The 25,993-nt window shown below is 67.4% G+C and carries 29 protein-coding genes, 1 pseudogene and 1 riboswitch; of the genes and pseudogenes, 9 read left to right on the top strand and 21 right to left on the bottom strand.

Features of this window, described 5'->3' with window-relative positions; genetic code table 11:
- The first annotated feature begins 1 nt into the window (after nt 1).
- The 4 genes from HHL11_RS11760 (at nt 2) to HHL11_RS11745 (ending at nt 2,901) form a co-directional block, all read left to right on the top strand.
- Nucleotides 2–388 carry an STAS domain-containing protein gene (locus HHL11_RS11760; protein ID WP_169418557.1) on the top strand — a complete coding sequence of 129 codons (387 nt, stop codon included), beginning with the start codon at nt 2–4 and terminating at the stop codon, nt 386–388.
- A complete protein-coding gene (locus HHL11_RS11755; RefSeq protein ID WP_169418556.1) occupies nt 379–1,389 on the top strand; it encodes an ATP-binding protein in 1,011 nt (336 codons plus the stop codon). Before HHL11_RS11760 ends, HHL11_RS11755 begins: the two co-directional genes overlap by 10 nt.
- A gap of 369 nt (nt 1,390–1,758) precedes the next feature.
- Nucleotides 1,759–2,391, top strand: a complete 633-nt coding sequence (locus tag HHL11_RS11750) for a response regulator (protein ID WP_169418555.1) — start codon at nt 1,759–1,761, stop codon at nt 2,389–2,391.
- Nucleotides 2,392–2,718: 327 nt separating this feature from the next.
- Nucleotides 2,719–2,901 (top strand): hypothetical protein, encoded by a 183-nt coding sequence (locus HHL11_RS11745; RefSeq protein WP_169418554.1) that lies wholly within the window; start codon nt 2,719–2,721, stop codon nt 2,899–2,901.
- Nucleotides 2,902–3,229: 328 nt separating this feature from the next.
- Here HHL11_RS11745 and HHL11_RS11740 read toward each other — a convergent pair whose 3' ends face one another.
- Both HHL11_RS11740 and HHL11_RS11735 read right to left on the bottom strand, forming a co-directional pair.
- Nucleotides 3,230–4,864 carry a tetratricopeptide repeat protein gene (locus HHL11_RS11740; RefSeq protein ID WP_169418553.1) on the bottom strand — a complete coding sequence of 545 codons (1,635 nt, stop codon included), beginning with the start codon at nt 4,862–4,864 and terminating at the stop codon, nt 3,230–3,232.
- On the bottom strand, nt 4,861–5,730 hold the full coding sequence (locus HHL11_RS11735) for a protein kinase domain-containing protein (RefSeq protein ID WP_169418552.1): 870 nt from the start codon (nt 5,728–5,730) through the stop codon (nt 4,861–4,863). Before HHL11_RS11735 ends, HHL11_RS11740 begins: the two co-directional genes overlap by 4 nt.
- A gap of 663 nt (nt 5,731–6,393) precedes the next feature.
- Here HHL11_RS11735 and HHL11_RS11730 point away from each other — a divergent pair.
- The gene (locus tag HHL11_RS11730; RefSeq protein ID WP_169418551.1) at nt 6,394–6,687 is read left to right on the top strand and encodes a DUF1330 domain-containing protein; all 294 of its coding nucleotides are present in this window, start codon (nt 6,394–6,396) and stop codon (nt 6,685–6,687) included.
- Between the two features lie 54 nt (nt 6,688–6,741).
- Here the strand turns inward: HHL11_RS11730 and HHL11_RS11725 are convergent, their stop codons facing one another.
- Nucleotides 6,742–8,649 (bottom strand): subtype B tannase, encoded by a 1,908-nt coding sequence (locus HHL11_RS11725; RefSeq protein ID WP_169418550.1) that lies wholly within the window; start codon nt 8,647–8,649, stop codon nt 6,742–6,744.
- Between the two features lie 135 nt (nt 8,650–8,784).
- Nucleotides 8,785–9,048: pseudogene (locus HHL11_RS11720) on the bottom strand (carboxymuconolactone decarboxylase family protein); the annotation flags it as partial.
- 93 nt (nt 9,049–9,141) lie between these two features.
- Here HHL11_RS11720 and HHL11_RS11715 point away from each other — a divergent pair.
- A complete protein-coding gene (locus HHL11_RS11715) occupies nt 9,142–9,675 on the top strand; it encodes a LysR family substrate-binding domain-containing protein (protein ID WP_240980057.1) in 534 nt (177 codons plus the stop codon).
- On the opposite strand, the gene HHL11_RS11710 is transcribed toward HHL11_RS11715, so the two are convergent.
- Both HHL11_RS11710 and HHL11_RS11705 read right to left on the bottom strand, forming a co-directional pair.
- Nucleotides 9,632–10,042: a VOC family protein gene (locus tag HHL11_RS11710; RefSeq protein ID WP_169418549.1), complete on the bottom strand. Its 411-nt coding sequence runs from the start codon at nt 10,040–10,042 to the stop codon at nt 9,632–9,634. The two genes, HHL11_RS11715 and HHL11_RS11710, sit on opposite strands and share 44 nt — an antisense overlap.
- 135 nt (nt 10,043–10,177) lie before the next feature.
- Nucleotides 10,178–10,822 carry a DUF4124 domain-containing protein gene (locus tag HHL11_RS11705; protein WP_169418548.1) on the bottom strand — a complete coding sequence of 215 codons (645 nt, stop codon included), beginning with the start codon at nt 10,820–10,822 and terminating at the stop codon, nt 10,178–10,180.
- Between the two features lie 129 nt (nt 10,823–10,951).
- Here HHL11_RS11705 and HHL11_RS11700 point away from each other — a divergent pair, with 129 nt between their 5' ends.
- On the top strand, nt 10,952–11,578 hold the full coding sequence (locus HHL11_RS11700) for a glutathione S-transferase family protein (RefSeq protein WP_169418547.1): 627 nt from the start codon (nt 10,952–10,954) through the stop codon (nt 11,576–11,578).
- On the opposite strand, the gene HHL11_RS11695 is transcribed toward HHL11_RS11700, so the two are convergent.
- Nucleotides 11,565–11,819: a hypothetical protein gene (locus HHL11_RS11695; RefSeq protein ID WP_169418546.1), complete on the bottom strand. Its 255-nt coding sequence runs from the start codon at nt 11,817–11,819 to the stop codon at nt 11,565–11,567. The two genes, HHL11_RS11700 and HHL11_RS11695, sit on opposite strands and share 14 nt — an antisense overlap.
- Before the next feature lie 39 nt (nt 11,820–11,858).
- Between HHL11_RS11695 and HHL11_RS11690 the strand changes: the two genes are divergently transcribed.
- On the top strand, nt 11,859–12,569 hold the full coding sequence (locus tag HHL11_RS11690; protein WP_169418545.1) for a B3/B4 domain-containing protein: 711 nt from the start codon (nt 11,859–11,861) through the stop codon (nt 12,567–12,569).
- Nucleotides 12,570–12,581: 12 nt separating this feature from the next.
- Here HHL11_RS11690 and HHL11_RS11685 read toward each other — a convergent pair whose 3' ends face one another.
- Nucleotides 12,582–12,899: a hypothetical protein gene (locus HHL11_RS11685; protein WP_169418544.1), complete on the bottom strand. Its 318-nt coding sequence runs from the start codon at nt 12,897–12,899 to the stop codon at nt 12,582–12,584.
- A gap of 101 nt (nt 12,900–13,000) precedes the next feature.
- Here HHL11_RS11685 and HHL11_RS11680 point away from each other — a divergent pair, with 101 nt between their 5' ends.
- Nucleotides 13,001–14,389: an MATE family efflux transporter gene (locus HHL11_RS11680; protein ID WP_205964256.1), complete on the top strand. Its 1,389-nt coding sequence runs from the start codon at nt 13,001–13,003 to the stop codon at nt 14,387–14,389.
- Here HHL11_RS11680 and HHL11_RS11675 read toward each other — a convergent pair.
- The 13 genes from HHL11_RS11675 to HHL11_RS11615 all read right to left on the bottom strand — a co-directional run bounded on the left by HHL11_RS11675 (nt 14,386) and on the right by HHL11_RS11615 (nt 25,990).
- Nucleotides 14,386–15,054, bottom strand: a complete 669-nt coding sequence (locus HHL11_RS11675; RefSeq protein WP_342593204.1) for a DUF1345 domain-containing protein — start codon at nt 15,052–15,054, stop codon at nt 14,386–14,388. The genes HHL11_RS11680 and HHL11_RS11675 overlap by 4 nt on opposite strands.
- Nucleotides 15,055–15,083: 29 nt before the next feature.
- Nucleotides 15,084–15,488: a YciI family protein gene (locus HHL11_RS11670; RefSeq protein ID WP_169418543.1), complete on the bottom strand. Its 405-nt coding sequence runs from the start codon at nt 15,486–15,488 to the stop codon at nt 15,084–15,086.
- Nucleotides 15,467–16,324 carry an aminoglycoside 3-N-acetyltransferase gene (aac(3), locus tag HHL11_RS11665; RefSeq protein ID WP_169418542.1) on the bottom strand — a complete coding sequence of 286 codons (858 nt, stop codon included), beginning with the start codon at nt 16,322–16,324 and terminating at the stop codon, nt 15,467–15,469. Before aac(3) ends, HHL11_RS11670 begins: the two co-directional genes overlap by 22 nt.
- Nucleotides 16,308–17,753, bottom strand: a complete 1,446-nt coding sequence (locus HHL11_RS11660; RefSeq protein WP_169418541.1) for an MFS transporter — start codon at nt 17,751–17,753, stop codon at nt 16,308–16,310. The genes aac(3) and HHL11_RS11660 overlap by 17 nt, the downstream gene beginning before the upstream one ends.
- Before the next feature lie 3 nt (nt 17,754–17,756).
- Nucleotides 17,757–18,236, bottom strand: a complete 480-nt coding sequence (locus tag HHL11_RS11655; RefSeq protein ID WP_169418540.1) for a VOC family protein — start codon at nt 18,234–18,236, stop codon at nt 17,757–17,759.
- 180 nt (nt 18,237–18,416) lie between these two features.
- The gene (locus tag HHL11_RS11650; protein WP_169418539.1) at nt 18,417–19,643 is read right to left on the bottom strand and encodes an ABC transporter permease; all 1,227 of its coding nucleotides are present in this window, start codon (nt 19,641–19,643) and stop codon (nt 18,417–18,419) included.
- The gene (locus HHL11_RS11645) at nt 19,640–20,344 is read right to left on the bottom strand and encodes an ABC transporter ATP-binding protein (RefSeq protein WP_169418538.1); all 705 of its coding nucleotides are present in this window, start codon (nt 20,342–20,344) and stop codon (nt 19,640–19,642) included. The genes HHL11_RS11650 and HHL11_RS11645 overlap by 4 nt, the downstream gene beginning before the upstream one ends.
- Nucleotides 20,341–20,772: a hypothetical protein gene (locus HHL11_RS11640; RefSeq protein WP_169418537.1), complete on the bottom strand. Its 432-nt coding sequence runs from the start codon at nt 20,770–20,772 to the stop codon at nt 20,341–20,343. The genes HHL11_RS11645 and HHL11_RS11640 overlap by 4 nt, the downstream gene beginning before the upstream one ends.
- 5 nt (nt 20,773–20,777) lie before the next feature.
- The gene (locus HHL11_RS11635; RefSeq protein ID WP_169418536.1) at nt 20,778–22,079 is read right to left on the bottom strand and encodes a M20/M25/M40 family metallo-hydrolase; all 1,302 of its coding nucleotides are present in this window, start codon (nt 22,077–22,079) and stop codon (nt 20,778–20,780) included.
- 107 nt (nt 22,080–22,186) lie between these two features.
- Nucleotides 22,187–23,548 carry a metallophosphoesterase gene (locus tag HHL11_RS11630; RefSeq protein WP_169418535.1) on the bottom strand — a complete coding sequence of 454 codons (1,362 nt, stop codon included), beginning with the start codon at nt 23,546–23,548 and terminating at the stop codon, nt 22,187–22,189.
- 51 nt (nt 23,549–23,599) lie between these two features.
- Nucleotides 23,600–24,091: a 6,7-dimethyl-8-ribityllumazine synthase gene (locus HHL11_RS11625; protein ID WP_169418534.1), complete on the bottom strand. Its 492-nt coding sequence runs from the start codon at nt 24,089–24,091 to the stop codon at nt 23,600–23,602.
- Between the two features lie 79 nt (nt 24,092–24,170).
- Nucleotides 24,171–24,328: riboswitch (FMN riboswitch) on the bottom strand.
- A gap of 28 nt (nt 24,329–24,356) precedes the next feature.
- Complete coding sequence (locus HHL11_RS11620; RefSeq protein WP_169418533.1) at nt 24,357–25,151, bottom strand: alpha/beta fold hydrolase; 795 nt, start codon at nt 25,149–25,151, stop codon at nt 24,357–24,359.
- A 2-nt stretch (nt 25,152–25,153) separates the two neighbouring features.
- Nucleotides 25,154–25,990 carry a 5'-3' exonuclease H3TH domain-containing protein gene (locus HHL11_RS11615; protein ID WP_169418532.1) on the bottom strand — a complete coding sequence of 279 codons (837 nt, stop codon included), beginning with the start codon at nt 25,988–25,990 and terminating at the stop codon, nt 25,154–25,156.
- Between the last annotated feature and the right edge of the window lie 3 nt (nt 25,991–25,993).

Below are 25,993 nucleotides of genomic sequence, written 5' to 3'. Positions count from 1 at the left end.
CATGTACCGCATCCCGATCCTGCGGATCGGCGCCACCTTGCTCGTGACCATCCAGGTGGAAATGCAGGATCAACTTGCGCTGACGCTCCGGGACGACTTGGCCAACAAGATCGCCGAGTGCAGCGCTTCCGGTGTGCTGATCGACATCTCCGCCCTGGAGATCGTCGATTCCTTCGTCGGCCGGATGCTCGCCACCATCTCCGGTGTCTCGCGGGTTCTCGACGCGTCCACGGTAGTGGTCGGCATGCAGCCTGCGGTGGCGATCACCCTGGGGGAGCTTGGCCCCTCGCTGGAGGGTGTTCGTGCGGCGCTCGACATCGAGCGGGGCATGGGTCTGCTTGCGCAGGGCCGGAGCGCGCCTGCCCATGACTGCACCCGATGGACTTGATCACGGGTTCGTTCCACGTCGCGCTGCCGATGGGAGATCCGAGCTGCGTCGGCGAGGCGCGGCGGCATGCCGCGCTTCTCTCCATGGAGTGCGGCTTCAACGACGTGCAGGCAGGCCGCCTCGCATTGTTGGTCACGGAGCTGGGGGGCAACCTGGTGCGGCACGCGCGGCAAGGCAGGCTCCTGCTTTCCGTGCGCCCGTCACAGAAGGAAGTCGAGGTACTCGCCATTGACTCGGGCCCGGGAATCGCCGACCTGGAGCTTTGCATGGGGGATGGGTTCTCCACCGGCGGCACGCCCGGTACCGGGTTGGGTGCGGTTCGCCGGCTGGCCAGCGGCTTCGACATGCACTCGACAGTTCCGGAGGGCACGATCATCTCTGTCCGGGTACACGCAAAGCCGCAGGCGACTCGTCTGCATGCGATCCATGTCGGCGCTGTGTCGCTTGCGGCGTCTGGCGAACGGATCTGCGGCGACGCGTGGGCCTTCGCCGTGGACGGCGAGCAGGCGACGGCGATAGTGGCGGACGGTCTGGGGCATGGGCCGCAGGCAGCGGAGGCCGCACGGGAAGCGGTAGCAACTTTCCTCGAGGACCCGACGGCAACGCCCAGCGACACCCTGCGGCGCATCCACGGCCGGCTGCGCAGGACCTGCGGCGCGGCGGTCGCCGTACTGCACGCGAACGCGGCGGCGGGCACGATCACCACCGTCGGCGCCGGCAATGTGGTGGGCCGCGTGATCTCCGGAGTCAGTGATCGCAGCGTCCTCACGGCTGACGGCACTGCAGGTCGTGCCATCCGCACACCCGTGGAAACGACCACGCCTTGGCCTCCGCACGCAGTCGTCATCCTGTCGAGCGACGGGATCGCGACGCGTTGGAGCAGCAGCTGTGTGACGGCGGCGCTCGGCCGCACTCCAAGCGTCGTGGCGGCCCTGGTGGCGCGGGATCAAAGGCGAGGGTACGACGATGCCACCGTGGCGGTCCTCCAGCGCCGAAACTAGCGGCTCGACTGCGGCTCCCGGTCTGTGTTGTCGGGCCGGCCGTCTCTTCCTGCGCGCGAGCGACACACAGCGAAAAGAGATGTCGGGATTTCGCGCCGTGAGTCCGCCCGCGCCGAATCGCACCAATCTGACGGTCCTCGCGGTGGACGACAACCAAGCGCCCCAGGCAGCCGCAATGCTCCTGGATGTCCATCGTTCTGGGCCCCGCGCCGAGGCAGCGAGATCCTAATGCGCGGGATCCTCCGCTCCTTCCAAGGCGCGACGTCCCACACCTTCCAAGGCTCTTCGGCCCCACAGTGCATCTCGCCAGATGGCGGATTCCTGTTCCGGGCTTCCGGTCTCCACCGGGCGCGGAACAAGGACAGCATCATGATCTCCATCGGTATCGTCGACGACCACGCCATCGTGCGCGGGGGCCTGAAGGACTTCTTCTCCCAGCACGTTGACTTGCGGGTGGTGGGCGAGGCGGGTTCGGGGCGGGAGGCGATCGATCTGGTGCGATGCACGCCGATGGACGTGCTGGTGATGGACCTGTCGATGCCGGGCCAGAGCGGGATCGACGCGATCGCGATGATTCGTGCGAAGGCGGCCGATGTCGCGATCCTCGTCCTCTCCGGTTTCCCGGAAGAGCACTACGCGATGAACCTGATTCGCCAGGGCGCCAGCGGCTACTTGAACAAGGCGTGCGAACCGATCGAGATCGTCGATGCGATCCGAACCGTCTCCCTCGGACGCCGCTACCTGTCGCCGGCCGTCGCCGAACTTCTTGCGGAACAGCTCACGCGCAAGGAGGCCGGTGCACCGCACGAGTCGCTCTCGAAGAGGGAATTCCAAGTATTCCTGAAGTTGTCCACGGGTGAGACTGCCGGCGTGATCGCGGCCGCACTCTCCTTGAGCGTCAAGACCGTGAGCACGTATCGCACCCGCCTGATGGAAAAGATGCACCTCGCATCGAACAGCGATCTGACCTACTACGCCGTCAAGCACAACCTGATCCAGTGATGGTCCCATTTTGGACGCGAAGCGCTACCGGCCGGGAGAAGGACGATGCACGATCCGGTTCGGGTGAGACTTGGTCGATCCGAACCTGCAATGGCGGAACGCGTATTCGCATCGAAACGCACGACTGCAGATGGGCCCGATTCGCTTGGCGCTTATGAACGGCACCCGTACACGTACTTGCGCGACCTTCTCGAGCGGCTCCCGGCGCAGCCGGCCAATCCGATGGACGAGCTGATGCTGCATCGGTGGGGCGCGCAAGCAAACTCCTGAGAGCAGGCGTCAAGAGGGGATCACGGGACGCTTGGCGTTCTTCTCGTCTGCGGGGATGTGGAGGAACATCGCCGCCGCGTGACCGGAAGGCGGGCCGATATCGAAGGCCGCGTGCTGCCGGCGTGGAAAGAAGTATCGGCGCTGTGGATCGAGTCGACGTGGGCGGCAGGGCTCGTCATCGACACGGGCGGAGAGAGCGTCGAAGCGGCGAACGAGATGATCGTCGGCCGTGCAAGCTGACGGCTGGTGACGGCTGGTGACGGCCGAAGGCGGGCATAGCACCCGATTGTTCTCCGGCTCGGACTGGCTACAGTTCGCACCGGTCGGTGCAGCGGGCCTTCCGTTTCGGCTTTGCAGCGGTTGCGGTCGGTCGTCCGTGGACGTCCAATTCACAGACTCGGCTCAAATGCAGCCATTGAGTCACCCCGATGGGCAAAGCGCGAACGACGGCGAGGGGTTGGAAGCAGCCGTCAGTATTGCTGTTCGACTTCCGTCCCCCGCAGTTCCGCACTCCCCAAATCGAGAGTTCGCATCGTGTCCATTCGGCACCGCGAAGCAGCGGAAGTGGTTAGTGCTTCCGCTTTGGCGGCATGCCGGGTTCGACAACCAAACCGGGAGCGTTCCTTGCGGTCACGCCGAGACGTTGAGTGAGCGTGTTACTGATGGGATCAAACACCCACTGGCTTAATCGCCGTTGTTCTTCTTGTTCGAGCGGAATGCTAACTGGCCTTTTCGAAAGCTTGTCTAAGATGATTATCCCGTCGATCGTCGGCGCTTTTCGCACCCTATCTTCGGCTTCCATTTTTAGCGCCTCTGCGTCTGGCGCGCCGCATTCCGCTGCAAACTTTGCATAGTGCGCAAGGCATAGCGCAGCCGTTGAATCTTGGCCCGCCTTCAAAAAAGTTTGCTCGGCCTCCCTGTACAAGGACTTGGCCAAATCGAATTGACCGCGACGGAGAGCGACGAGGCCTTCTGTAGCCTTGAAATACGGTTCCAGCCATGTCTGGCCCACCAATCGCGAGCGCTTCATTGTTGCTTCTGCTGCCGCTTCTTCTCCAAGTGCCGCTTGACTGAAGCTGAGGTTTGAGATCAAGCCGGCATCTGAAGGATCCGCGATTAAACCGCGCTGCACCCAATCAAGAGCTTTGCCGTACTCGCCTTGAAGGGAGTACAAGGTCGTCAGAAACTGCAGCGGCCGACTGGAAAACGGTTCCTCGGCGTGCCACCTGAGAGCGTGGGCCTCAGATGCGACTTCATCGCCGGCCATCCAAGCTTGCAGGAGGAGCGCTTCCGCAGACTGAGTGACCGCCCGTCGAATGGCGGGCTCTTCCATATTTAGACCCATCAAACGCCCGTCAATCATCGCTTGTGCGACCACGTTGTCGGTCGGTTGCTCCAGCGCAAGACGAAGAAGGCCGCGAGCCTCCTTAAGACTCCCATCGATCATCTCTCTGTTAGCTACAGCTCCAGCCAGTTCAGCCAATTGGCGCGCTGGGCGCTTGGAACTCCGCAGCAATCGCCGCCCTGGATTTAGCAGCGTAGATTCGCGATCTGCGACTTGAGCTAAGGATATCTCGCTTGCCATTAGCCAAGGATCATCCTTTGCGGCGGGGTGCCGTGATATCAAAGAATGCGCACGGTCAAACTCACCGAGATGCACGAAGAATCGTGCGGCCGTTCGCAATACGATACGGCCATTCGGTGCGAGATTGAGAGCGGTAAATAAGTAGCGCTTAGCCGCAGCTTGCTTTCCTGCAGCAAGCTGAAGCTGCGCCATGTCCAAGAGCGCTAGAACGTTGTCCGGTGCGACAAGAAGCTCTTTGCGGAGCTGGGCCACTCGCGCCTGCGTCGCCAGCCGGCCGCCTAGGTGAGTGTCGTCGGGATCAGCTACCTCCTCTCGTACTTCGGCGAAAATCGATCTCTGCGTATCTGATGCTTGAAGGCCTTTTTGCACGGCTTCGTCGACGATGCGCGCGATGGCCGGACGCAATTCCTCGTCAGGCGAAAACGCGATTACGTCGCCCAAGTGACCTGCCGTGGGGTTGCTCCGCCAAGAGTCCACGGTGTCATTGAAGACGTCACGGTCGAACGCCAATTTCTTCGACGGTTGATCTACTATCGACTCAACCTCGGTGGTTTCCAGCGTCTTGGAGACTGGCCGCCAGCGAGGGATCAGCCGTCGCTTAGGGAGAGATGATTTCACGGGCGAGCGAGCTTTTCGTAGATGGCCGCCAGCAGTCGAAGCTGCTTGAACTTCGGCGGGAAGCGATCCAGGCCAGGTCCGCCTGTCTGTGCACGCGCGCGCTTGTCGCCGCGTTTGAGCGGGTCCGGTTCGATCAACTGCTTAATCATTTCGATCACCGCGTCCCGTACGTCAACAGAAATAGTTGGAGCAACCGAGTTGGCTAAGATACTCGATTGCTTGGAGCGTAGCACCTGGAGCAAGGGGTCGTTGTATCCGCCCGCCCACGTCCCCGGCGCCATTGCGCTCGGGATCTCGTGAATGAGTAACGACTGCATGGTCACTCCACAGAACAAAAAACAGGCAAGGCTGCCCAGCATGTACGCATCCGATGCTTCTCGCGCATCGGGCCATTGTGGAGGCGTGTAGCCGTACCATCGCTCGGGCGGCGCATAGTGTTTATCCCCAGGCCAGGGCATGAGGTCGTACGGTCCTGGCGTCCCTTTGCGGACGATCCGGCCCAGGTCCGCGACCTTAAACAAGTTCTTTGCGGCGGCTGACAAATCGGTCATCGAGATAACGTTTGATGGCTTCACGTCCTGATGCGCAATCCCGTGACGGTGAAGTTGCGCCATTCCGAGGGCTGTATCCTCCAGTACATGGAGAATGATGCTTGTCGGCAATGCACCAATTCGAGTGAGCTGCTTGCGAATGTCGCCATCGCCGATCTCCATGACCAGGCATAAGACCTGGCTCAAAGGGTTTTTCGCCGGATCTTGATTGACGTATTCCCACGAAATTAGCTGGACCAGCCGAGACAGCCGTTGGTCTTTGCAGAGCTCTAGTGCTTGCCTTTCAAACGCGGCCTCAGAGGTCAACTTGAACATCTCCGCGAAGGGGTCGGCAGCGCGAAGAGCCCGCGCAAAGTCCATTGCCTTAACGAACGCAACTTCGTTCTTCGATCCTTGAGCTCTCTCCGCCTTGTACCCAGTACCGAAATTCGACCCGGATGCCCCTGGTGGTCGGCTCAGGCGCTCGACGAGCTTCCAACCGCTAGGTAGGGTAATCCCTTCAAGAAGTTCGGCCGGTGTTGGTGGTCTAGTCGGCGGTGTGGTCATGTGTCCCCTATATGTGTCCGCGTGACCGGTGGCAGATGAACCCTCGTTAACTGAAATGGTTCACCGTTACAGCAAGCAGAACGTGGTCCAGCTCCATCCAAATACGGTATTGTGGCTGCTCAGCGTATGAGTGAGTGCGGATGTTTACGAGACCGGTCTCGACGGAGCTCGCCGACGCTCCCTCAGTTGATTCGCCCTGTCAAGTCCGCTTCCGGCCAATCGAGCTCGCTTGCCGCCCATGCCTGGCCAATGTCAGGTTTTGGCGACCGCCAACATCGGACGGCGAAACCTGACCGTCCGCCCCCAGTCTTAAGCGGTCATCCACCGCCCCCCCGCTCCCACAGCCCAGGGCCGAATCCCACCGCGCCGATTACGATCCACCCACTACGGCCCGCACGGTGCGTGGCCTGAACATTCTTCGGAGGACATCAGATGCCCAAGGCTTATTGGATCGCCATGTACCGCTCGGTCAGCGACGCCGAGGCGCTGAAGCGCTACGCGGCGCTCGCCGGCCCTGCCATCCAGCAAGGCGGAGGCCGCTTCCTCGCGCGCGGTACCGCCGCCGCCGCGTACGAGGCAGGCGTCGCCCAGCGAACGGTGCTGATCGAGTTCGACTCCGTGCAGCAAGCCATGGCGGCGCACGACAGCGCGGGCTACCAGGAAGCGCTGAAGGCGCTGGCCGGCGGGGCGGAGCGAGACCTGCGCATCGTGGAGGGGCTCGCGTAGAAACGAAAAAGGGCACCCGAAGGTGCCCCTTTCCAGGCAGGCGCCGAAGCGCGCTTAGTTACCCGCCGCCAGCCGGCCGTCGATCCACGTGAAGGCATCCTGCACGTCGTAGTTGCCCGCATGCCCCTGGTCCCAGAACAGCGCGTAGTCGACGTTCTTGACCTTGGCATCCGCCTTCAGCGCGCGGCTCATGTTGTACGCCACGGTGAAGGAGGTGTCGCGGTCGCGCGCGCCCACGCGGATGCGCCAGTTCTTCGTGATGCCATCGGTCTTGCCGATGTACGGCAGCGCGTTGATCATCTTGTACTGGTTCAACAGGTAAGCCTGCTGCGGGTTGGCGGCCCAGGTGTAGCCGGTGTTGCCGAGGCCGACATCGGCCTGCCTGGCGTTCACTGCATCGCCGCCGTTGTTGTTGTTCCAGGCGTACTCGGTGAAGTTGGAATAGACCTGGGCGGCGGTGCCGAACAGGTTGGATTCGCCGCCGCTGTAGTTGCCATTGACGGTGGCGCCAGCGTGCGTCGTGTCGGCCGTCGCGGTCGTGGCGAGCGCCGGCGTCTGGCCGAGCTGGTCGAAGGCCGGCACGGCCTTCAGGCGCGATTGCTTGGCCACGAACTTCAGGTAGTTCGACATGTTGAAGTACGTGACCGCCCCAGTCGAATCCACGTCGATGAAGTCGTTCTTGTACGACAGGGTCCCGCTGCCGCCGGCGACGCCGTTGGCCGCGGCGCTGCCGGTGGCGTTGTAGGCGACGAAGGTCTTGCCGGCCTTGACATAGGCGCTGGCCGCCTTCTTGATCTCCGCCTGCAGGGCGGCCAGCATGTTGTCGGTGGTCAGCGCCGTGCCGTCGTCGTTCTTCAGGCCCAGGCTGGCCTGGTACGCCACGAATTTGTTCATCAGCGTGTTGCTGCCGGCGGGGTCGGGGTTCGAAGCGCGCACGAGCTCGGTGCCGCCCGCGTCGACGATCAAGCCGGCCTTCTGGTCCGCGGACACCAGCCCGCGGGTATCCAGCACGTTGTACATCCACTCGTAGTGCAGGTCGGCGCTGCCCAGGTCCTGGATCGGGCAGTAGGCCACGATGGCGTAGGGGCTGTCGCTGATCGAGCTCTTGCCGTTCGCGTCGATGCCGGCCGCGCCGACGGCCTTCAGGTACGGGAAGTAGTCCGTGCTGTCGCCCGTGGCGCCCAGCTGCGTGCTCTGCGCGCCGCCGCCGCTGGTGCCGTTCACCACGATGCGGTTGGCGTTGCCGAACATGGCGGCGTCGTTCAGGCGCAGGTAGCGCACCGCCGCCTTGGCATCGACGATGGCGGCCGGGGCCTTGCCCTGGTAGATGCCGTCGTCGTAGGTGCCTGCGGGCGCGGTCGCGCCGCGGCTGCGCGAGGCGATGGTGACGTACACGAAGCCGCGGGCGAGCGCCGCGCCCTTCTTGTCGGTATCGCTGTTGCTGACGTACGTGCCGCCGTTGACGATGTCGGCGCCGCTGTAGTTGGCGTTGGTGATGGGGGTCGTCCCGTCCCAGCCACCCTTGCCGCCCTGGTAGCTGGCCAGCCAGCCGGCGTTGTTGACGTTCAGCAGGATGGCGTTGTCCTGGCGGGCGGCGTCGGCCTCCCGCACGAAGATGTTCATGTTCTGGTAGCCGCAGGCCTGGTTGTCCACCGCGCCGGCCGACTGCGTCGGCGCCAGCTTCATCGGCTTGCCGACGTAGCAGACCTCGCGGTACCAGCGCACCGGCGTGCTGACGCCGTCGAGCGTGACCGTGATCGTCGTGTACTTGGTCTTGTCGAAAGCCAGCGCGGTGTCGAACACGCCGGGGCCGGCGGTGTCGGTGGTGGTGGTCGTGGTCGTCCCGGTGGTCGTGCCGGCGTCGGCACTGCTGCTGCCGCCCCCGCAGGCCGTCACGAGCGCTGAAGCCGAGATGGCGGCGATGGAGGCCGCGAGGACCCGGAGTTTGTAGTGCTTTTGCATGCTTGTCTCGAGTGGTTTTGGCTTGCGGGCGCGTGCTCGGTGAACACTCCCGAGTCGCTACGCGCCAGCGCACTCTATGCAGGCGGGACAAGCTGCGAAAGATGACGGATCAGGGGGCGTGATAACCAATCTTCATCATGGTTTGCCCTCTTCCCCCAGCGGTAGTGCGACACCCTCTTCGGCGAAGACTTCCTTGACGGCTGCCAGCCCGTTCAACGCCGCCGGAAAACCCGCGTAGACGGACATCTGCATCACCACCTCCACGATCTCGCGCGGCGTGCACCCGACATGCAGCGCGGCGTGCATGTGCACCCGCAACTGCGGCGCCGCATTCCCCATCGCGCACAAGGCGGCTACGACCGCGATCTCGCGCTCGCGCAAGCCCAGCCCGCCGCGCGATCCGTCAGATGGAAGCCCGCCTCGGCACGCCCTTGTTCGAGCGCAACACGCAGGCCGTGGCCCTCACGCCGGCCGGCCAGCGCCTGCTGCCGCTTGCGCGCCGCATCCGATACCTCGCCGCGGCTCGTGCGCCTGCTGTCCCGCGGCAAGCTGGACGCGGCATGCATCGCGCTGCCGACCAACGCTCCCGGCCTGGTGGTGGACGTGCTGGAAAAGCAGCCGCTCATCGCGGTGCTGCCGGCCAGCCACCGGCACGCGCGCCGCCGGACGCTTTCACTGCAGGATCTGTCGGCCGACCCGCTGTTCTGGTTCCGTCGCGCCCGCCAGCCTGCGTTCTTCGATCACTGCCGCGCGGTCTTCGAACGGCACGGGTTCGCACCGCCCTTGCTGGAAGAACCCGAAGACCACCACGTGCTGCTCGCCGCGGTGGCCAGCGGCCGCGGCGTGGCGCTGCTGCCCGCCTCGTTCGCGGCCATCCGGCGCGACGGCGTCACCTACAAGCCGCTGCGCGAAGGCGCCGAACTGCATGTCGGCCTCGGCCTGGCCACCGGCGCGGACCGGCCGGATGTCCGCCAGTTCCTGCTTACTTGTTGCCGGGCTTCGCGTTCGGGTCCATCCACAACGTAGCCCACAGGTGGCCGTCCGGGTCGGCCAGGTCGCGCGAGTACATGAAGCCGAAGTCCTCGGGCGGGTTGGCGTCGGCCTGGCCGCCATGCGACGCGGCGGCGCGCTGCATCGCATCGACGGCTTCGCGGCTGTCCAGCGCCAGCGAGAGCATGTGCCCGATGCTGCCTGGCGCCGGCAACGGCCGCTGCGTGAAGGTGCGCCACTTCGCGTGCGTGACCAGCATGACCAGGATCGCCTCGCTCCACGCCATGCAGGCGCCGCTGTCGTCGCTGAGATCCGGGTTCTTCCTGAAGCCCAGCGCCTGGTAGAAAGCGGTCGAGGCTTGCAGGTCGGCGATGGGCAGGCTGATGAAGATCGTCTTGGTCATGGAGTGCTCATGGGGTGGTCAGGAACCGGGGACTCCGCGGATTCGGAGCTCCACCGGTACGACGAACGAGGCCCGCCGGAATCGACAAGCGGCGTCGCTGCAATGACCGGGGACGTGAGACTCCCTGCCTGGCGGCTACCGCCCCTGCGGCCGATAGGTGGCCAATACCGCGTGGCCGGCCTGCACGACCTGGTCGCTCTTGCCGCCCGGGGCCAGGTCGCGCAGGCGGTCCTCGCACCAGGTCTTCGCGGCTGGCGTGGGCACGCGCGCTGCGCGATCGGCGCTGTTGTGGGCCTCCCTCACGACCACCGAGCGCAGCTGCATGCGGCCGTCCTCGCCCAGCAGGCTTCCGGCCACGTCCAGGGCGCGCTGCGCCATCGCCTTGTTGCGGCTGGCCCACTGGTCGGCAGCCGTCCCGTAACGCCCCTGCTCGTCCGGAAAAGCGAACCCGCAGGTGGAGCGGAAAGCCTGGACGAGCTCGTACTCCCCGATCACGTCGCGCGCGCTCTTTTCCATCCCACCCGCCGGCGCCGGCGCAGCGTTGCTGAGGCTGGGCGCGCTCACGCCTGCCGGCGCCGCCAACGGCGCGGGGGCCGCCGACGCAGTGGGCGCCGGCGCAGCCTGGGCCCGCGCTTGCGCGGTTTCGGCGGTCGGCGGCTTGTCGGTGAACGTCACCTTGCCGTCCGGCCCCACCGATCGGTAGATCTGTGAATGCGCGGCAGCCGCGAGCGCCAGCAGCAAAACGCCCGTGAGCCAGGTCTTGACGACGGAATCTCCCATGCACCCTCCTCCCGTCCCGTGCGAACCGGGACTTGTGGGTGCCATCCTATCCGAGCGCCGGACTCGAAGACGTTGTCTTTGCGCCGCCCTGGCACGGTAGACTGCGCCCATCCATCGGAGGCCGCCCGCATGTCCATCGTGCTCTACCATCACCCCTTCTCGCGCGCGTCGAGCGTCGTCTGGATGCTCGAGGAGCTCGGCGTTCCGCACGAGCTGCGCTTCGTGGACCTCATGAAGGGCGCCCACAAGGCGCCGGAACTCATCGCGCTGAACCCGATGGGCAAGCTGCCGATCCTCGTCGACGGCGACGCCGTCGTCACGGAGTCGGCGGCCATCGGCCTCTACCTCGCGGATCGCTACTCGCTCGGCCGCCTTGCCCCGCTGCCGGACGATCCCTTGCGCGGGACCTACCTGCGCTGGTCCTTCTTCGCCCCGTCAGTCATGGAGCCCGGCTCGATGGCCAAGGCCGCCAACTGGCAGTTCAAGCCGTCCCAGGCGGGCTGGGGCGACTACGAAGCGATGCTGCAGGCCATGGAAAGCGCGGTCACCGGGCGCGAGTTCCTCCTGGGCGACCGCTTCTCGATGGCCGACGTCATCTTCGGCGGCACCCTGCGCTACATGCTGCGCTTCAACATGCTCGAGCCGAAGCCGGCCTTCGTCGCCTACAGCGAGCGCCTCGCCGCCCGCCCCGCGCTGCAGCGGGCCGATGCGCGCAACCTCGCCATCGCGAAGGAGCACGGGCTCAATCCGGGGTGAAGCGCGACTTGAACTTCTCGGCGTCGGCTTCCAGCTCGTAGGTCACCAGCTGCCCGTTCTTGCCGTCCGCCAGCCGATGCGCGGCGTACAGGGACCAGCGGCCCTTGGGGTCGTAGCTGGGCGGATCGACCAGGGCATACGGATGCGGAACGAACACCTGGTGCGCGAAGATCTCGCGGTGCGGGTTGCGCGGGGACGGGTACAGCTTGTACGTCTCGGTGTTGATGGTCGTGCCTGCCATGCGGCACTATACGACGCGGCCCGTGGACAATTGCGCGCCATGCGTCCCCTCGACTACAGCATCGATCGCTCGATCTTCGACGACTCCCCCGGCTACCGGCGCGGCCTCGTCGTCGTGCGCGCGGCCAGCAACGACCAGCCGCCGCTCGAAGAGCTCTTGCGGGCGGAGGAGGCGCGGCTCCAGGAGCGCCTGCGCGGCGCCAATGTGGCCGAGCACCCGAACGTGAACGCGTGGCGGGACGCCTACCGCCGCTTCGGGGCCAAGCCTTCCGAGCACCGCAGTTCGATCGAGGCCATGGCGCGCCGCGTGCTCAAGCCGGACCAGCTGCCGGCGATCAACCCGCTGGTGGACATCGGCAACATCGTTTCGCTGCGCTACCTGCTGCCCGCCGGCGTCCACCCGCTGCCGGCCGACGGCGACGGCATCGCCCTGCGCCGCACCGCGCCCGGCGACGCCTTCATTCCGGCCGACGGCAGCCCGGCGGAAGCGCCGCTGCCCAACGAAGTCGTGTTCTGCCAGGGGAACAACGTGCTCACGCGACGCTGGACCTGGCGCCAGGCCGCCGGCACGCAGACCTTGCCGCAGACTTCGGACGTGTTCTTCAACGTGGACGCCTTGCCACCCGTGACGGACGCCGACCTGCGGGCGGCGATGGCCGACATCGAACAGCTGGTGCGCGAGCACGCGGGCGGCCAGATCGTTGCGAGGCTGGTGCTGCGAGCCGATGCGCCCGCGTGCAAGATTCCCTGAAAGCGGGAATCGTTAACGGCCGTTGCGGACCGCCGGCAGCCTGGACGGCCGCCCGAGCGACCCCGGCGGAAAGCTCAAGGTCGAGACTTCCAGCGGATCCACCAGCTGGTCGCGCCCCTGCCGGCGCACACGCAGGTGTTCCAGCTCCGTCACGACGGCCACCGTCAGGACGGTGATCGCCGCCAGCAGCGCCCATTCGGCCACGCGGCTCGTGGGCCAGGCGCCGAGGGAGACGAGTGCGACCACGGCGATGCAGGCCAGCAGGGCAACCGTCGTCGCGGCAAGGAGGAAATGCAAGATGCCGTTGCCGGTGCGGCGGGACTGCTTCATGGTACTACCGAGGTGGTCAGCGCTGCAGTGTACCGGCGGCAGCCCGGCCGGTAAGTAGCCGATTCCCTCCGCGCCACACAGGCCTGCTAGCCTTCAGCCCCATGAAAAACCCCGACCAGCGGATCGAGACCCTCGATTCCCCGGCCGTCCGCCGGCCCCTGTGGCGAACTTTCCTCCTGTTTCTCGGCCCGATGATCCTGGCCAACATCCTGCAAGGCCTGTCGGGGACGCTGAACAACGTTTTCGTGGGCCAGATGCTCGGAACGCGCGCGCTGGCCGCCGTGGCAGGACTTTTTCCCATCCTGTTCTTCTTCATCTCGCTGGTGATCGGCATCGGCGCCGGCGCCTCGGTCCTGATCGGGCAGGCCTGGGGCGCGCGCGAGAAGCACAAGGTGAAAGCCATCGCCGGCACCGCGCTCACGCTGGGCCTGCTGCTCGGACTGGCGGTCGCCCTGTTCGGCGGCGCCTTCACGCGCGCCATGCTGTCCGCGCTGGGCACGCCGGCCGACGTGCTGCCCATCGCGCTGGGCTACGCCCGCACCATGATGCTGGCGATGCCGGGCCTGCTGGTGTTCATCCTGCTCACCCAGTTGATGCGCGGCGTTGGCGACACCGTCACGCCCCTGTGGGCGCTGCTGATCTCCACCTCGGTGTCGTGCGTGATGACGCCCGCGTTCATCCGCGGCTGGGCTGGCCTGCCGCAGCTGGGCGTGACCAGCGCCGCGGCGGCGTCGATCTGCTCCTTCCTCGCGGCGCTCGCCTTCCTGGCGTGGTTCATGCGCCGCACCAACCACGCGCTGAAGCCGGACCGCGAACTGCTGCACGCGCTGCGCATCGACCCGCAGCTGCTGAAGCTGGTGGTGAAGATCGGCCTGCCCACCGGCGTGCAGATGATCGTGATCTCGGTCGCCGAGATCGCGCTGCTGTCCATGGTGAATGCCTACGGCTCCAATGCCACGGCCGCCTACGGCGCGGTCAACCAGGTGGTGAACTACGTGCAGTTCCCGGCGCTGTCGATCGCCATCACCGCCTCGATCCTCGGCGCGCAGGCCATCGGCCGGGGCCACGCCGACAAGCTGGGCGCGATCACGCGCACCGGCCTGCTGCTGAACCTGGTGATCACCGGCGTGCTGGTGCTCCTGGGCTACTGGGGTTCGCGCCACCTGATGGCGCTGTTCATCACCAGCGAACCGGTGATCGAACTCGCGCAGAGCCTGCTGCACATCATGCTCTGGAGCAGCCTGGTGTTCGGCTTCGCTTCGGTGTTGAGCGGCGTGATGCGCGCGAGCGGCGCGGTGCTGGTGCCCACGGCCATCTCCATCTTCTGCATCCTCGCCATCGAGGTGCCCTCGGCCTGGCTGATCAGCCGGCGCATCGGCCTGAACGGCGTGTGGGTGGCCTACCCGATCACCTTCGTCTCCATGCTGGTGCTGCAGGCGCTCTACTACCGGCTGGTGTGGCGCAAGCGCAAGATCGTCCGCATGGTCTAGTGGCCCTGTGCAAAACCGGCCGCGATGTTGATCGACAGCCCGAGGATCGCCAGGTTGAAGAAGAAGCACAGCACCGACTGCACCATGACGGTGGCGCGCATCGATGTCGTGCGCACCGAGACGTCCGAGGTCTGGACGGCCACGGAGATCGTCAGCGCGAAGTACATGAAGTCCAGGTAGGACGGCGACTTCAGCCCTTCCGGGAAAGCCAGGGGCAGGCGGTTCTCGGCCGAGGAGTAGTACAGGTGCGCATAGTGGAAGGTATACAGGGCGGCGACGAGCAGCCAGGAGCCGATCACCGTCAGCGCCGTCAGGCCATACACGAAGGCCCCGCTCTGGCCCGAGTGGCTGCCTCGCGCCAGTTCGGCCACGATGGCCGCGACGCTGAGGACGGCCGCGCCGCACATCACCACCATCAAGCCGGCGCTGCTGGCGTCTTCCTGCTTCGCGATGGCGCGCACGCCGGCCGCGTTCGTGCGCAGCGACAGCCACGCGAAGGTCGCCAGGTAAGGCCACACGCCCAGGTTCCAGGCGACGAGCACCCGCGCAGTGAAGGTCCAGCCATCGGGCAGCAGGAAGAAGGAGACGGCGCCCAGCGCACTGGCGGCGAAGAGGCGGGGCCGGTGCAGCCCGGCCTGGCGGAAACGGTCGACGAGCGAAGTCACGCGGGGGAGACTATCACCCCGCGCCGGTCTCAGGTTGAGCCGTCGCCGCTCCTCGGCGTCTCGTTGGCCTCGCTGTACGCGCACGCCTGCTGCGCTTCGATCGGGCGGATCTCGAAGAGCAGCCCGCAGGCCAGGCAAGGGTTGTCCGCCACGATGCGCGCTGCTTCGTCCAGGCTGGGGGCGTAGACGAACCAGTAGCCGCCGACCACTTCCTTGGCTTCGGTGAAGGGCCCGTCCGTGATGCCGTTGCGCGTGACCAGCTTCGCGCCCGTCGCCAGCCGCTGGCCCGACTTGAACTTGCCTTCGGTCACCAGCTTCGCGTGCCAGGCGTAGAACGCGTCGATGGTGGCCTGGATCTCCTGCGGCGACTTGTCCGCGTCCCAGCGGCCGCGCGAAAGCAGCAGGTATTCGTTCATGGTTGCAGCGTCCTGCATGGTTCCCTGTCCTCCTGTGGAGATGCGTCGCCCGGCCCGGCGCCGAAGCGGCTTTCCAGCCAGCGCACGCCGAAGGCGACGAGGTCTTGCGCGTCGAGCAGCCAACAGCTCGCGTCGCCGACACGGCCCCGCAAGCCACTGCCCTGCGCGACGTAGTCGGTCGCGATGCCCGCGATCGCATCGAAGCCGCTGGCCACGAACTGGTCGAGCAAGGCATTGGTGTCGAATTCCTCGGCCTCGCGCCAGCAGCGCTGGCCGTCCACCCGCACCGGCACCTGGTAGCGAACGCGCCGCTTGCCCGGGACGCGCGCGATGGCTTCCGCGACGTGCAGCACCGTCACCGCACCGGGCGGCGCGCCCAGCATCAGGATGCGGCCGCCGCCGACGGCGAAGCGCCCCAGCGGCGAGGCGGGCCCGTAGCCATCCAGCAGCGAGTGGTGCGCCGCCAGGTCCGCGGCGCGCCGGCCGATCGCCACGATGCTCGCGTCCGGGTGCGCGCTGCGCTGCGCGCCCGGGTGGGCACAGACAAAGCGGTTGAACTTGCCGAAGCCGTCGTAAGGCGGCGCCGTGGCGGGCTCGAACACCGGCCACGCATCGCGTTCCTCGCGCGTGAGCTCGCGGCCATCCAGCGTCGCGTCGTAGCTGGAGTGCTGCCAGGACGCATACGCGAGCAGCGTGCCTTCCGGCCCCAGCGCTTCCAGCAAGGCTGCGAGCAGACCGGGCGGCCCACCGGCCACCGGCCCCACGGCGCGCAGCGAGGCGTGCACCATCAGCCGGTCGCCCGCGCGGACGCCCAGCGCGCGCAGCTGCGCGTTCAGCTCACGCGTGTCCCACACTTTGCTGTCCCGTCCGCAATTCACCCTGCCGCAGCGTGAACCATCCCAGCAAGGCCGTGCCGGCGGCAAACAGCGCGCCGACCAGGAAGGCCAGCCGGTAGCCGGCGTTCAGCGCGATCGCTTCCACGGCGCCGTCTGCCTGGACCTGCGCGGTGCGCGCGGCAGCCACACTCGCCAGCACGGCCAGCCCCAGCGCTCCGCCCATCATGAAAGAGGTGTTGACCACGCCGGACGCCAGCCCCGCGTCCTGCGGCGCCACGTCGTTCATCGCCGCCAGCAGCATCGGGTTGAAGGCGATGCCCGCGCCGATGCCGAGCAGCACCATGGCGGGGAGCACGTCGACAAGGAACGCGCCATCCGCCGGCGCCCGCGCGAACAGCGCCAGGCCCGAGGCGGCAATCAACAAGCCCACGGCGAAGGGCCCGCGGATGCCCCAGCGCACGACGATGCGCGCCGATGCGCCCAGCGACATGACGGCCATGATCAGGTTGCCGGGCAGGAAGGACAGGCCCACCTGCATCGGCGTGTAGCCCAGCACCAGCTGCATGTACAGCGCCGACATGAAGAACCAGGCGAACATGGCCGCGGCCCACAGCACGCCGGAGATGTTGGCCACCGCCAGGTTGCGGTGCCGAAACATGCCCAGCGGCATCAGCGGCTGTGCCACGCGCTGCTCCACCGCGATGAACAGGGCGGCCAGCACCACGGCGAGGCCAAGCAGGCCCAGCGTGTTCGCCGAGGTCCAGCCCGCCTCGTTCGCGTTCACCACGGCATAGACAGCGACCAGCAAGGAGGACGTCACCAGCAGCGCACCCGCGCCATCGAGGCGCCGCGTCGCATCACGCTGCCCCGGCGCGATCAGGCCGCGCACCAGCAGCGCCACGACGATGCCGATCGGCAGGTTCACCAGGAAGATCCAGCGCCAGTTCAACAAGGTGGTCAGCACGCCACCCAGCAGCACGCCCACGCTGCCGCCGCCGGCACAGACAAAACCGTAGACACCCATGGCGCGGGCCCGTTCGCCGGCGTCGGTGAACATCGTCATGATCAGCGACAGCCCCACAGCCGACACCACCGCGCCACCGACGCCTTGCACGGCCCGTGCCGCGATCAGCGCGAACTGCGTCGGCGCCATGCCGCAGGCCAGCGAGGCCAGCGTGAACAGCGCGAGGCCCGCCAGGAAGACCCGCCGGTGCCCGAACAGGTCGCCCAGCCGGCCCCCCAGCAGCAGGAAGCCGCCGAAGGTGAGCATGTAGGCGTTGACCACCCACACCAGCGAGGTCTCGGTGAACTTCAGGTCCGTGCGGATCGAGGGCAAGGCGACGTTCACGATGGTCGTGTCCAGCACGATCATCAGCACGCCCAGGCACAGCACGTAGAGGGCCCACCAGCGCCTGTGCGGGCCGGCCGTTTCGGGGGAGGCCACCATGCCTCAGCCCTTGCGCGCGGCTTCGATCCTGGCGATGTCGATCTTGCCCATCTTCATCATCGCGTCGAAAGAGCGCCTGGCCGCCGCGCGGTCGGGGTCGCTGATGGCCGCCAGCAGCGCGCGGGGCGTGATCTGCCACGACAGGCCCCACTTGTCCTTGCACCAGCCGCAGGCGCTCTCCTGGCCGCCGTTGGAGACGATCGCCTGCCACAGCCGGTCGGTCTCGGCCTGGTCGTCGGTCGCCACCTGGAACGAGAAGGCCTCGTTGTGCTGGAACACCGGCCCGCCGTTCAGGCCCACGCAGGGAACGCCCATGACGGTGAATTCGACCGTCAGCACGTCGCCTTCCTTGCCGGACGGATAGTCGCCCGGGGCGCGGTGGACGGCGCCCACCTTGCTGTCCGGGAAGGTCTTCGCGTAGAACTGCGCGGCTTCCAGCGCGTCGCGTTCGTACCAGAGGCAGATCGTGTTCTTGCTCACCATTTGCTTTCTCCAGGAGTTGCGGGACCTACCCGCCTTGCACTGACGACGAAGCAGCTCCCGCGAAATCGACAAGGATTTTCCTAGGGTTTTCACTAGCGGTGGCTCAGGCGTAACAGGCGGCGACGGCCGCCGGGTCGCTGAAGGGATCGCTCGGTGCCTGCATGGCACCGAGTCTATGCTTCAGCCTTCGCCCTTGAGGGCCGCCGCCAGCGGCGCGCGCTGCATGCGCCAGGCCGGCAAGGCCGCCAGCACCAGGCCGACGCCGAAGATGGCCAAGGCCACCAGCAGTTCCGCTGCGCCCAGGCTGGGCTGCAGCGAGACACCCGTGGAATGCGCCAGCCAGCCGCTGATGGCAAACGACAGTCCCCAGCCGCCGGCGAGTCCCGCCAGCACGCCGACGCCCACCAGCAAGGCCGTGAAGCCCCAGGCGATCGCGAACACGTAGCGTCGCGGCGCACCCAGCGCTCGCAAGGTCGCGAACTGCGGCGCCAGCAGCCGGAACAGGATGAACACGCTGGAAACGATGGCCAGCAGCACCAGCGCCTGCGTCACCACGGCCAGCAGGCTCATCAGCTGCCGCATGTCGCCCAGGATGGCATACAACTGCAGCAGCGCTTCCGCCGGGAAGAAGGCCATCGACTCCTTGCCCGTGTAGGCGCTGCGCAGCTGGTAGGCCGCGGCGATCTTCGGCGTGTGCACCACCGCGGCGGGGATGCCGGGCGTGAAAGCCGGATCGAAGGGCGCACCGAGCTGCGCCGATCCGGGCGCGTGCCCCGTGGGCAGATGGTGCAGCGACCAGACCAGTTCGATCGGCACGACGATGGCACGGTCCCAGGGCGAGCCGGTCGGCTTCATGCGGCCGACCACCGTGATGAGCACGTCGTGCGCATCGAGCTCGTCGTCGCCGCCATGCTCCATGCCACCGTGGTGCACGCCATGCGCGGGCTTGAAGCTGTCGCCCAGTTGCAGCGGCGAGGTCGCGCCCACGACAGCTTCGCGCGGCGATGCGAACACACGCCCTTCGGCGAGGCCTTCGGACAGGTGCTCCACCAGCGGCGCGATCGCGCCCACCACCGGCGCGCCGCGATGGCTGTCGCCGAAAGCGAGCGGCGACACGAAGGCCGCGCGCTTGTCATTGAGCAGATTGGCCGTCAGCGTGGGACTGAGCAACTGGCTGGATCCGGGCCGCAGGAACACGCCCGTGAACAGCGCATCGGTGCGGCTGCCCGGCGGCGCGACAATCAACGTGAAGCGGTCGGCAGCGCGCGTGCTGCCGTTGCGCAGCGCCCGCTCCTGCGACAGGATGGCGACCGCCAGCGTCACGCCCGCCGCCACCAGCAGCACGAAAGCCATCGCGCTGTAGCGATAGCGCGCCAGCGCGGCGCGAATGAGCGGCCAGGGATTCATCGCCCGGCGTCCCCGACGATGCAGCCGGCGCGCAAGGTCAACACGTGGTCGGCCGCAGCCATCAGCTTGTCGTCGTGCGTCACGGCTATGACGGTCTTGCCGGCGCGCGCGAGGTCCAGCAGCGACTGCGCGATGCGTTGCCCGTTCCCGGCATCCAGGCTCGCGGTCGGCTCGTCGGCCAGGATCAGCGGCGGGTCCAGCAGCAGGGCCCGCGCCAGCGCCACGCGCTGCTGCTCGCCACGCGAGAAGCGCGCCACCGGCCCGGCGCGCTGCGGCACTTCGAAGCGTGTCAGCAGTTCGTCCGCCCTGGCCTTCAATTCAGGCGACACGCGCACGCGGCGAAATTGCGCCGGCAGCAGCGTGTTGCCCAGCGCATCCAGTTCGTCGATCAGGCGGAAGTCCTGGAACACCATGCCGCAATTCGCGAGCCGCCAGGCATCGCGGCGGCGCTCGTCGAGGCGGTTGACCACCGTCTCGCCGCAGCACACCTCGCCCTGCTCCGGCACCACGATGCCGGCCATGGCGTGCAGCAGGGTCGACTTGCCGGAACCGGACGGACCGACGATGGCGGTGAGCCGGCCCGGCGCGAACTGCGCACTGACGCCGGCCAGCGCGCGGATGACGCCCGCGCCATGGTCCGCGAAGCTCACCGTCAGCGACCGGATCGCCAGCCCGCCGGCGGGCTGCGCGAGCGCCGTCATAGCACGCGGAAGGTGGCGTCGACCAGGCGCACGCGGCTGGTGAAGCCGGTCAGCGCGTCGGTCTGCGGGCCGATCTCCAGCTTGCCTTCCACCAGGATCAGGTCGCCGGGGTTGGCGGCCTGCTGCCGCTTCTTCATGCGCACGAAGATGATGGTGTCGATCCACTGGTCCTCGGACGCGCAGAACGGGCAGGTCTCCACCGGCTGGTTCGACAGCACGAAGAAATCGGAGTCGACCTTCAGGTGCGGGGCCATGAAGCCCTGCACCGTCACCGCCTTGCCGGCGAGCTTGCGCGCGGCGGGCGAGAAGGTGCGGTCCTTGTCCTCGTTGTACAGCTCGAACATGCGGATGCGCGGCGGCTCCGCGGCGAAGGCGGCACCGGCCAGCGGAAGCAGGCCCAGGGCCGTGGCGAACTGGCGGCGCTGCATCGCGCTTACTCCATGCCGGTGACGGCCATGACGATGCTCAGGCTGGTCGTCACGGCCTTGACCATCGGTTCCTTGGTCACGTCCATCCACTCGTCCAGCGAGTGGCCGCGGCCACCGGCGTCGGGTGCGCCGCGGCCGATGGTGATGGCGGGAATGCCCAGGTTCATCGGCATGTTGGAGTCGGTGGAACTCCAGCCGTAGGTGGGCTTGTAGCCGCCGGCTTCGATGGCGGCCTTGGCGTACTGCACGATGTCGCTGTTGGCGTCGGTGCTGCCGGCCGGGCGGTCGCCGATCAGCTTGGCTTCGACGGTGATCTTGCCTTCCTTGGTGGAGCGGGCGAAGTTCTCGCCCTCCGCCGCTTCCTGGACGATCTTCAGCAGGCGGTCCTCGACGCGCTTCAGGTCCGGCACGGACTCGGAGCGCATGTCCACTTCCATCCAGCCGCTCACGGGAATGGAGTTGACGGAGGTGCCGCCGCCGATCACGCCGATGCCGTAGGTGGTCTTCGGGTGCGCCGCCACCTGGATGCGCGAGAACTCGGTGGCCGCCTGGCCCAGCGCGAACATCGGGTTCACCAGGCCGAAGGCGCCGAAGCTGTGGCCGCCGGGGCCACTGAAGGTGACGCGATAGCGCTTGGAGCCGACGCCGCCGTTGGTAATGCCGGCCACGCTGCCCGCCTCGATGGAGAAGAAGGCCTTGATCTTGTCCTTGTACGCGCCCTTGGTGAACAGGTAGCGCACGCCGCGCAGGTCGCCGGGGCCTTCCTCGCCCACGGTGCCGACGAACAGGATGTCGTCGCGGGTCTTGATGTTGGCGGCCTGCATGGCGCGCACGTAGGCCAGCAGCACCGACAGGCTCATGGTGTCGTCACCGATGCCGGGCGCATACAGCTTGTTGCCCTGGCGCTTGACCTTGACGTCGGTGGCGGCAGGGAAAACGGTGTCCAGGTGCGCGGACACCACGACGACCTTGCCGTCGCCGTGCGTGCCCTTGCGCAGCGCGAACACGTTGCCTTCGGGGTCGATCTGCGCGTCCTTCAGGCCGGCGGCCTGCAGCATCTTCTGGAATTCCTTGGCGCGCACTTCTTCCTTGAAGGGCGGCGCCGGGATCTCGGTCAGCTTGATGCCTTCGTCCACGATGCGGCCATGTTCGCGATCGATCTCGGCTGCCGCGGCCTTGAAGGCGGGGCTGGCGAGGATGCGGCCCACGTCGCCGGCGTAGTTGGCGGACTGGGCGAAGGCGCCGGAGGCACCGAAGGCGAGAGCGAGGGACAGGGAAACGGAAGACAGGCGCAGCGCGGAAAGCATGGGATGTGTTCGGTCCTGAAAATAGAACTTTCATTATGGCCGAGCATCGCGGCCGGTCCGCCGCGGATCGTATGCATGCTAACCCTGCATGGCCGCTGCTCTTTTCCCTAGCGGGCGGGCGTGCAGCGGAAGGCGCGCGCCGGCCCGAGCTTGCACTGCGCGGACACGCTGCCGTCGGTGCCGAAGGCACTGAGCGTCCATGTGTCAGGGCCCGTGTTCTCCAGCAGCACGAAGCCGAAGCGCTGCGCATGCAAGGCTTCGCGCACCTGCACGCCGGGCGCGGGCGACGCCCCTTGCAGCGCAGCCTGCGGCAGGTCCGTATCGAGCTTGGTGCCGGCGTGGCCGGCCACCAGCGTGGGCGGTTCGTCCTGCGCGAACGAGAGCGCTTCGAACAGGTGCACGTGGCCATGCAGCGCGAGTTGCACGCCAGCCGGGAACAGGACCGGTCCATTGACGCCCCGCAAAGCTTGCTGCAGCGCCGGGTTGCCGGGGAACAGGCCCGTGCCGTTGGCGGCGAAGCCAAGCACCGGGTGGTGGCTGATGAACCAGCTGCGCACGCCGGGAGGCGCGGCGAGCCGGGTGAGGTCTCGCATGTCCTGCGCGTACTGCTTTTGCGTCAAGGCGTCTTGCGGATTCTGTGGATTCAAGGGCGTATTGCCGGCAACCGCGGAATCGACGATCAGCAGTTGCACGCCGGCGCCGATGGGTACCGCATAAGGGCTGGCGTAATCCGCGACGCCGTCGTTGCGCGGGTCGTCGCAGGAGCGCTGCGCATCGAACGGCCCCGGCGCCAGCAGGCGGGCCCAGCCCTGGCCGGCGCGCGCGCATTCCTCGTGGTTGCCGCGCACGAAGACCCAGGGCGCCGCGGCCAGCAGCGGCGCGGCCGGCACGAAGAAGTCCGCGCGCCAGGGCTCCCAGGCGAAGCCGTAGGGGCTGCCTGCGCAGCCACTCGTGCCCGGCGGGCAAGGCGCCTCGCGATAGTGATAGTCGCCGAGGTGGACGACCAGGTCCGGCCTGGTGGCCGCAGCCGCTGCGGCAACGCGCGCGAACGGCCAGGCCTCCGCGTCGTCGCAAGCCTGGGCGACGCCGGGTGCGATGCGGCAACCGCTGTCGCCCAGCAGCACGATGCGGCGCGCTTGCGGCGCGGGCACGGGAAGGCGCTGCGAGCCGACGCGCAGCTCGCTCGCGCCGGGCGGCACCGCGGCTTCGCAGACGCTCGCGTCCCATGCGGGGCGCGTCGGCGAAGAAGGCGCGCCGGCTGCGGCGCGCATGTGCATGGTCACCAGTTGCCCGTCGACTTCCAGCGGCGGACACTGCGCGCCGGCGGGCACCAGCCGCACCTGCGGCTGCGCGGCACCGGTCCACTGCACCCAGGCGAACTGCGGGTCGGGCTCGCCGACCGAGGCACAGCCGCCGAGGAGCGCAGCGGCGGAAACCAGGGCGGCGAACAGCGCGGCGAACAACTTCACTCGTAGCAACATGGTGGCTCCTTGCGATGGCGTTCGCGCGCCGGTTCTCCTTCAGGCGGCGGCCGGACTTTCCATTTTGCGGTGCAAAGCCACCGTGCCCAGGCAAGCCCGCGCGACCTCGATGCCCTTCTTGACGAAGTGCTCCGAGAAGAAGCGCAGGTGCTCCTCGTGCTCGTGGAAGTCACGCGGCGTCAGCACGGCGGACAGCACCGGGACGTCGGTATCGAGCTGGATGCGCATCAGCCCGTCGATGACGGCCGTGCTCACGAACTCGTGGCGGTAGATGCCGCCGTTGACGATGAGCCCGATGGCGATGATGGCGTCGTAGCGCCGCGTGCGCGCCAGCATCTTGGCGCACAGCGGGATCTCGAAGGCGCCCGGCACGTCGAACAGGTCGACGCGGTCGCGCGCGATGCCGTTGCGCTCCAGTTCGGCGAGCGCGGCGTCGCGCCCGCGGTGGACGATGTCCGAATGCCAGGCGGCGCTGATGATGCCGAAACGCATTCGGCCGCTGTTGGGAAGGGAAAAGTCAGGCTGATTCATGAAAGTTCCTGTGAAGGTTTCAGAACCAGGGCGCTTGCGAGCAAGGGCGCCGCTTGCCCGAACTGGCATGCGGCGGCCCTTGCGCGTCTCTTTCATCCGGACTGTGACCGTCGGCCCTGGCATCGCACCAGGTCTGCTGACCCCGGCACGGGCAATAGCCTGTGCCGGGCGCTCGCGGGCTCCTGCATCGCTGCAGATACCGCCGGTGGGGAATTTCGCCCCGCCCTGAGAACGCTGCCGACCCGTGAAGGCCGGCACCGCCATTTTATGCCGGCCGGGCCGGCAGCCATTCGCGCAGCACGCGATGGAAGCCGATGGGGTCGGACACCATCACCCAATGGCCGGTCTCGAACGCTTCGACGCGGCTGCCGGGGCGCTGCGCCAGTTCGTCCGTCCAGCGCTTCGAATGGAACATCAGCGGCTTGCGCTTGCCGTAGATGAACAGCATCGGGCAGGCGGGCCGCAGCGGACGCGATTGCCGCGGCAGGGACTGCGCGCCGCCGAACCAGGTGCGGTGGTAGGGCCAGTTCATCCGCACCGAGATGCGGGCGGGGTCCGCGGGCGCGCGCAGGAAGCGCGCCATGTGGCGCGTCATCCGGTCGCCGAGGCCGCCACCGATCTTCCAGGCCAGCGCCAACCAGAGCTGGTAGCCGGCCACCATCAGCAGCTGCTTCTTGCTCAGCGTGCGCGACAGCGACTCCGCATCGCCGACGTCGACGCCGACGATGCGCGCCACCCGCTGCGGATGCCGCATCGCAAACTGGTAGCCGAAGATGCAGCCCCAGTCGTGCAGGACCAAGGTCACCGGTTGCTCCGGCGACACCTGGTCGACGATGTGCAGCAGGAGGCCGCTGATCTCCTCCAGCGTCGGCTGCACGCGCGGGCTGCCCGGTGCGTACCCGGGCAAGGTGAAGCGGACGCAGCGGAAGCGATCGCGCAGCACCTCCACGGTGGGATCCCACAGCTGCAGCGTGTCGGGCCAGCCGTGCAGCAGCAGCAGGGTTTCGGGGCCCGTGCCTTCCACTTGCACTTCGACGCCGTCGACAACGAGCGTTTGCATCTTCACCTTTCTTCGATCGCGACCTGGGCGGCCTGCGCGCGTTGCAGCAATTTCGGCTCACCGATGCGCTCGGCAAACGCGGCGAAGGACTTCTTCGGGCCGCGCCAGCGCAGGGAGTCCACATCCTTGAACAGCTTCGCGTCGGTGCGAAGCGTGGCCAGCCGCTTGAACAGCAAGGCGTCGGGCAGCCGCTCGCCCAGCACCTGCGGCGGGAAGGACTCGATGGGCCCGTGCTGCTGCAGCAAGCGAGCAGCGCCGACGGCGCCTATGCCGGGGATGCCGGGGTAGCCGTCGGCGGCGTCGCCCACCAGGGCCAGGTAGTCCGGGATCAGCTCCGGATCCACGCCGAACTTCGCGCGCACGTCTGGCGCGGCACGGACCTTGTTGGCGCGGCGGTCGACCTGTACGACGCGCTCGCCGCGCACGCACTGGGCGAGGTCCTTGTCAGGGGTCCAGAGCAGGACCTTGTCGACGCGCGGGTCCTTATCCGCCAGATGCGCTGCGCTTGCCAAGGCGTCATCGGCTTCCAGTTCGGTCATCGGCCAGACGACAACGCCCATCGCGGCCAGGCCTTCTTCCAGCGGCTGGAACTGGGCACGCAGCGCACGTTCGATGCCTTCGCCGGTCTTGTACCCAGGCCACAGCTCGTTGCGGAAGGACTCGACGACGTGGTCGGTGGCCACGCCGACGTGCGTCGCCTGCTTCTCCAGCAGTTGCAACGTCCCGTTCAACACGCCCGCCACCGCGCCGAAAGGGCGATCCTCGCCCTGGGTGAAGCGGCGCAGCCCGTAGAAGTGCCGGAACAGCTCGTAGGTGCCGTCGATGAGGTCGATGATCACCCG

The sequence above is a fragment of the Ramlibacter agri genome (genome assembly GCF_012927085.1).
GTDB classification, from domain to species: Bacteria; Pseudomonadota; Gammaproteobacteria; order Burkholderiales; family Burkholderiaceae_C; genus Ramlibacter; species Ramlibacter agri.
Note: the sequence above shows the minus strand (reverse complement) of the source record. Positions and strands in the feature narration are given on the sequence as shown.

What these genes read in the sequence shown, in the direction of transcription:
- HHL11_RS11660 (WP_169418541.1), bottom strand. Translation starts at nt 17,753, where the DNA reads ATGGTGGCCTCCCCCGAAACGGCCGGCCCGCACAGGCGCTGGTGGGCC.
- HHL11_RS11635 (WP_169418536.1), bottom strand. Translation starts at nt 22,079, where the DNA reads ATGCTTTCCGCGCTGCGCCTGTCTTCCGTTTCCCTGTCCCTCGCTCTC.
- HHL11_RS11735 (WP_169418552.1), bottom strand. Translation starts at nt 5,730, where the DNA reads ATGTTCAAGTTGACCTCTGAGGCCGCGTTTGAAAGGCAAGCACTAGAG.
- HHL11_RS11625 (WP_169418534.1), bottom strand. Translation starts at nt 24,091, where the DNA reads ATGAATCAGCCTGACTTTTCCCTTCCCAACAGCGGCCGAATGCGTTTC.
- HHL11_RS11705 (WP_169418548.1), bottom strand. Translation starts at nt 10,822, where the DNA reads ATGGGAGATTCCGTCGTCAAGACCTGGCTCACGGGCGTTTTGCTGCTG.
- HHL11_RS11755 (WP_169418556.1), top strand. Translation starts at nt 379, where the DNA reads ATGGACTTGATCACGGGTTCGTTCCACGTCGCGCTGCCGATGGGAGAT.
- HHL11_RS11650 (WP_169418539.1), bottom strand. Translation starts at nt 19,643, where the DNA reads ATGAATCCCTGGCCGCTCATTCGCGCCGCGCTGGCGCGCTATCGCTAC.
- HHL11_RS11640 (WP_169418537.1), bottom strand. Translation starts at nt 20,772, where the DNA reads ATGCAGCGCCGCCAGTTCGCCACGGCCCTGGGCCTGCTTCCGCTGGCC.
- HHL11_RS11730 (WP_169418551.1), top strand. Translation starts at nt 6,394, where the DNA reads ATGCCCAAGGCTTATTGGATCGCCATGTACCGCTCGGTCAGCGACGCC.
- HHL11_RS11700 (WP_169418547.1), top strand. Translation starts at nt 10,952, where the DNA reads ATGTCCATCGTGCTCTACCATCACCCCTTCTCGCGCGCGTCGAGCGTC.
- HHL11_RS11655 (WP_169418540.1), bottom strand. Translation starts at nt 18,236, where the DNA reads ATGGTGAGCAAGAACACGATCTGCCTCTGGTACGAACGCGACGCGCTG.
- HHL11_RS11685 (WP_169418544.1), bottom strand. Translation starts at nt 12,899, where the DNA reads ATGAAGCAGTCCCGCCGCACCGGCAACGGCATCTTGCATTTCCTCCTT.
- HHL11_RS11725 (WP_169418550.1), bottom strand. Translation starts at nt 8,649, where the DNA reads ATGCAAAAGCACTACAAACTCCGGGTCCTCGCGGCCTCCATCGCCGCC.
- HHL11_RS11670 (WP_169418543.1), bottom strand. Translation starts at nt 15,488, where the DNA reads ATGCAGGACGCTGCAACCATGAACGAATACCTGCTGCTTTCGCGCGGC.
- HHL11_RS11695 (WP_169418546.1), bottom strand. Translation starts at nt 11,819, where the DNA reads ATGGCAGGCACGACCATCAACACCGAGACGTACAAGCTGTACCCGTCC.
- HHL11_RS11710 (WP_169418549.1), bottom strand. Translation starts at nt 10,042, where the DNA reads ATGACCAAGACGATCTTCATCAGCCTGCCCATCGCCGACCTGCAAGCC.
- HHL11_RS11620 (WP_169418533.1), bottom strand. Translation starts at nt 25,151, where the DNA reads ATGCAAACGCTCGTTGTCGACGGCGTCGAAGTGCAAGTGGAAGGCACG.
- HHL11_RS11690 (WP_169418545.1), top strand. Translation starts at nt 11,859, where the DNA reads ATGCGTCCCCTCGACTACAGCATCGATCGCTCGATCTTCGACGACTCC.
- HHL11_RS11760 (WP_169418557.1), top strand. Translation starts at nt 2, where the DNA reads ATGTACCGCATCCCGATCCTGCGGATCGGCGCCACCTTGCTCGTGACC.
- HHL11_RS11645 (WP_169418538.1), bottom strand. Translation starts at nt 20,344, where the DNA reads ATGACGGCGCTCGCGCAGCCCGCCGGCGGGCTGGCGATCCGGTCGCTG.
- HHL11_RS11750 (WP_169418555.1), top strand. Translation starts at nt 1,759, where the DNA reads ATGATCTCCATCGGTATCGTCGACGACCACGCCATCGTGCGCGGGGGC.
- HHL11_RS11680 (WP_205964256.1), top strand. Translation starts at nt 13,001, where the DNA reads ATGAAAAACCCCGACCAGCGGATCGAGACCCTCGATTCCCCGGCCGTC.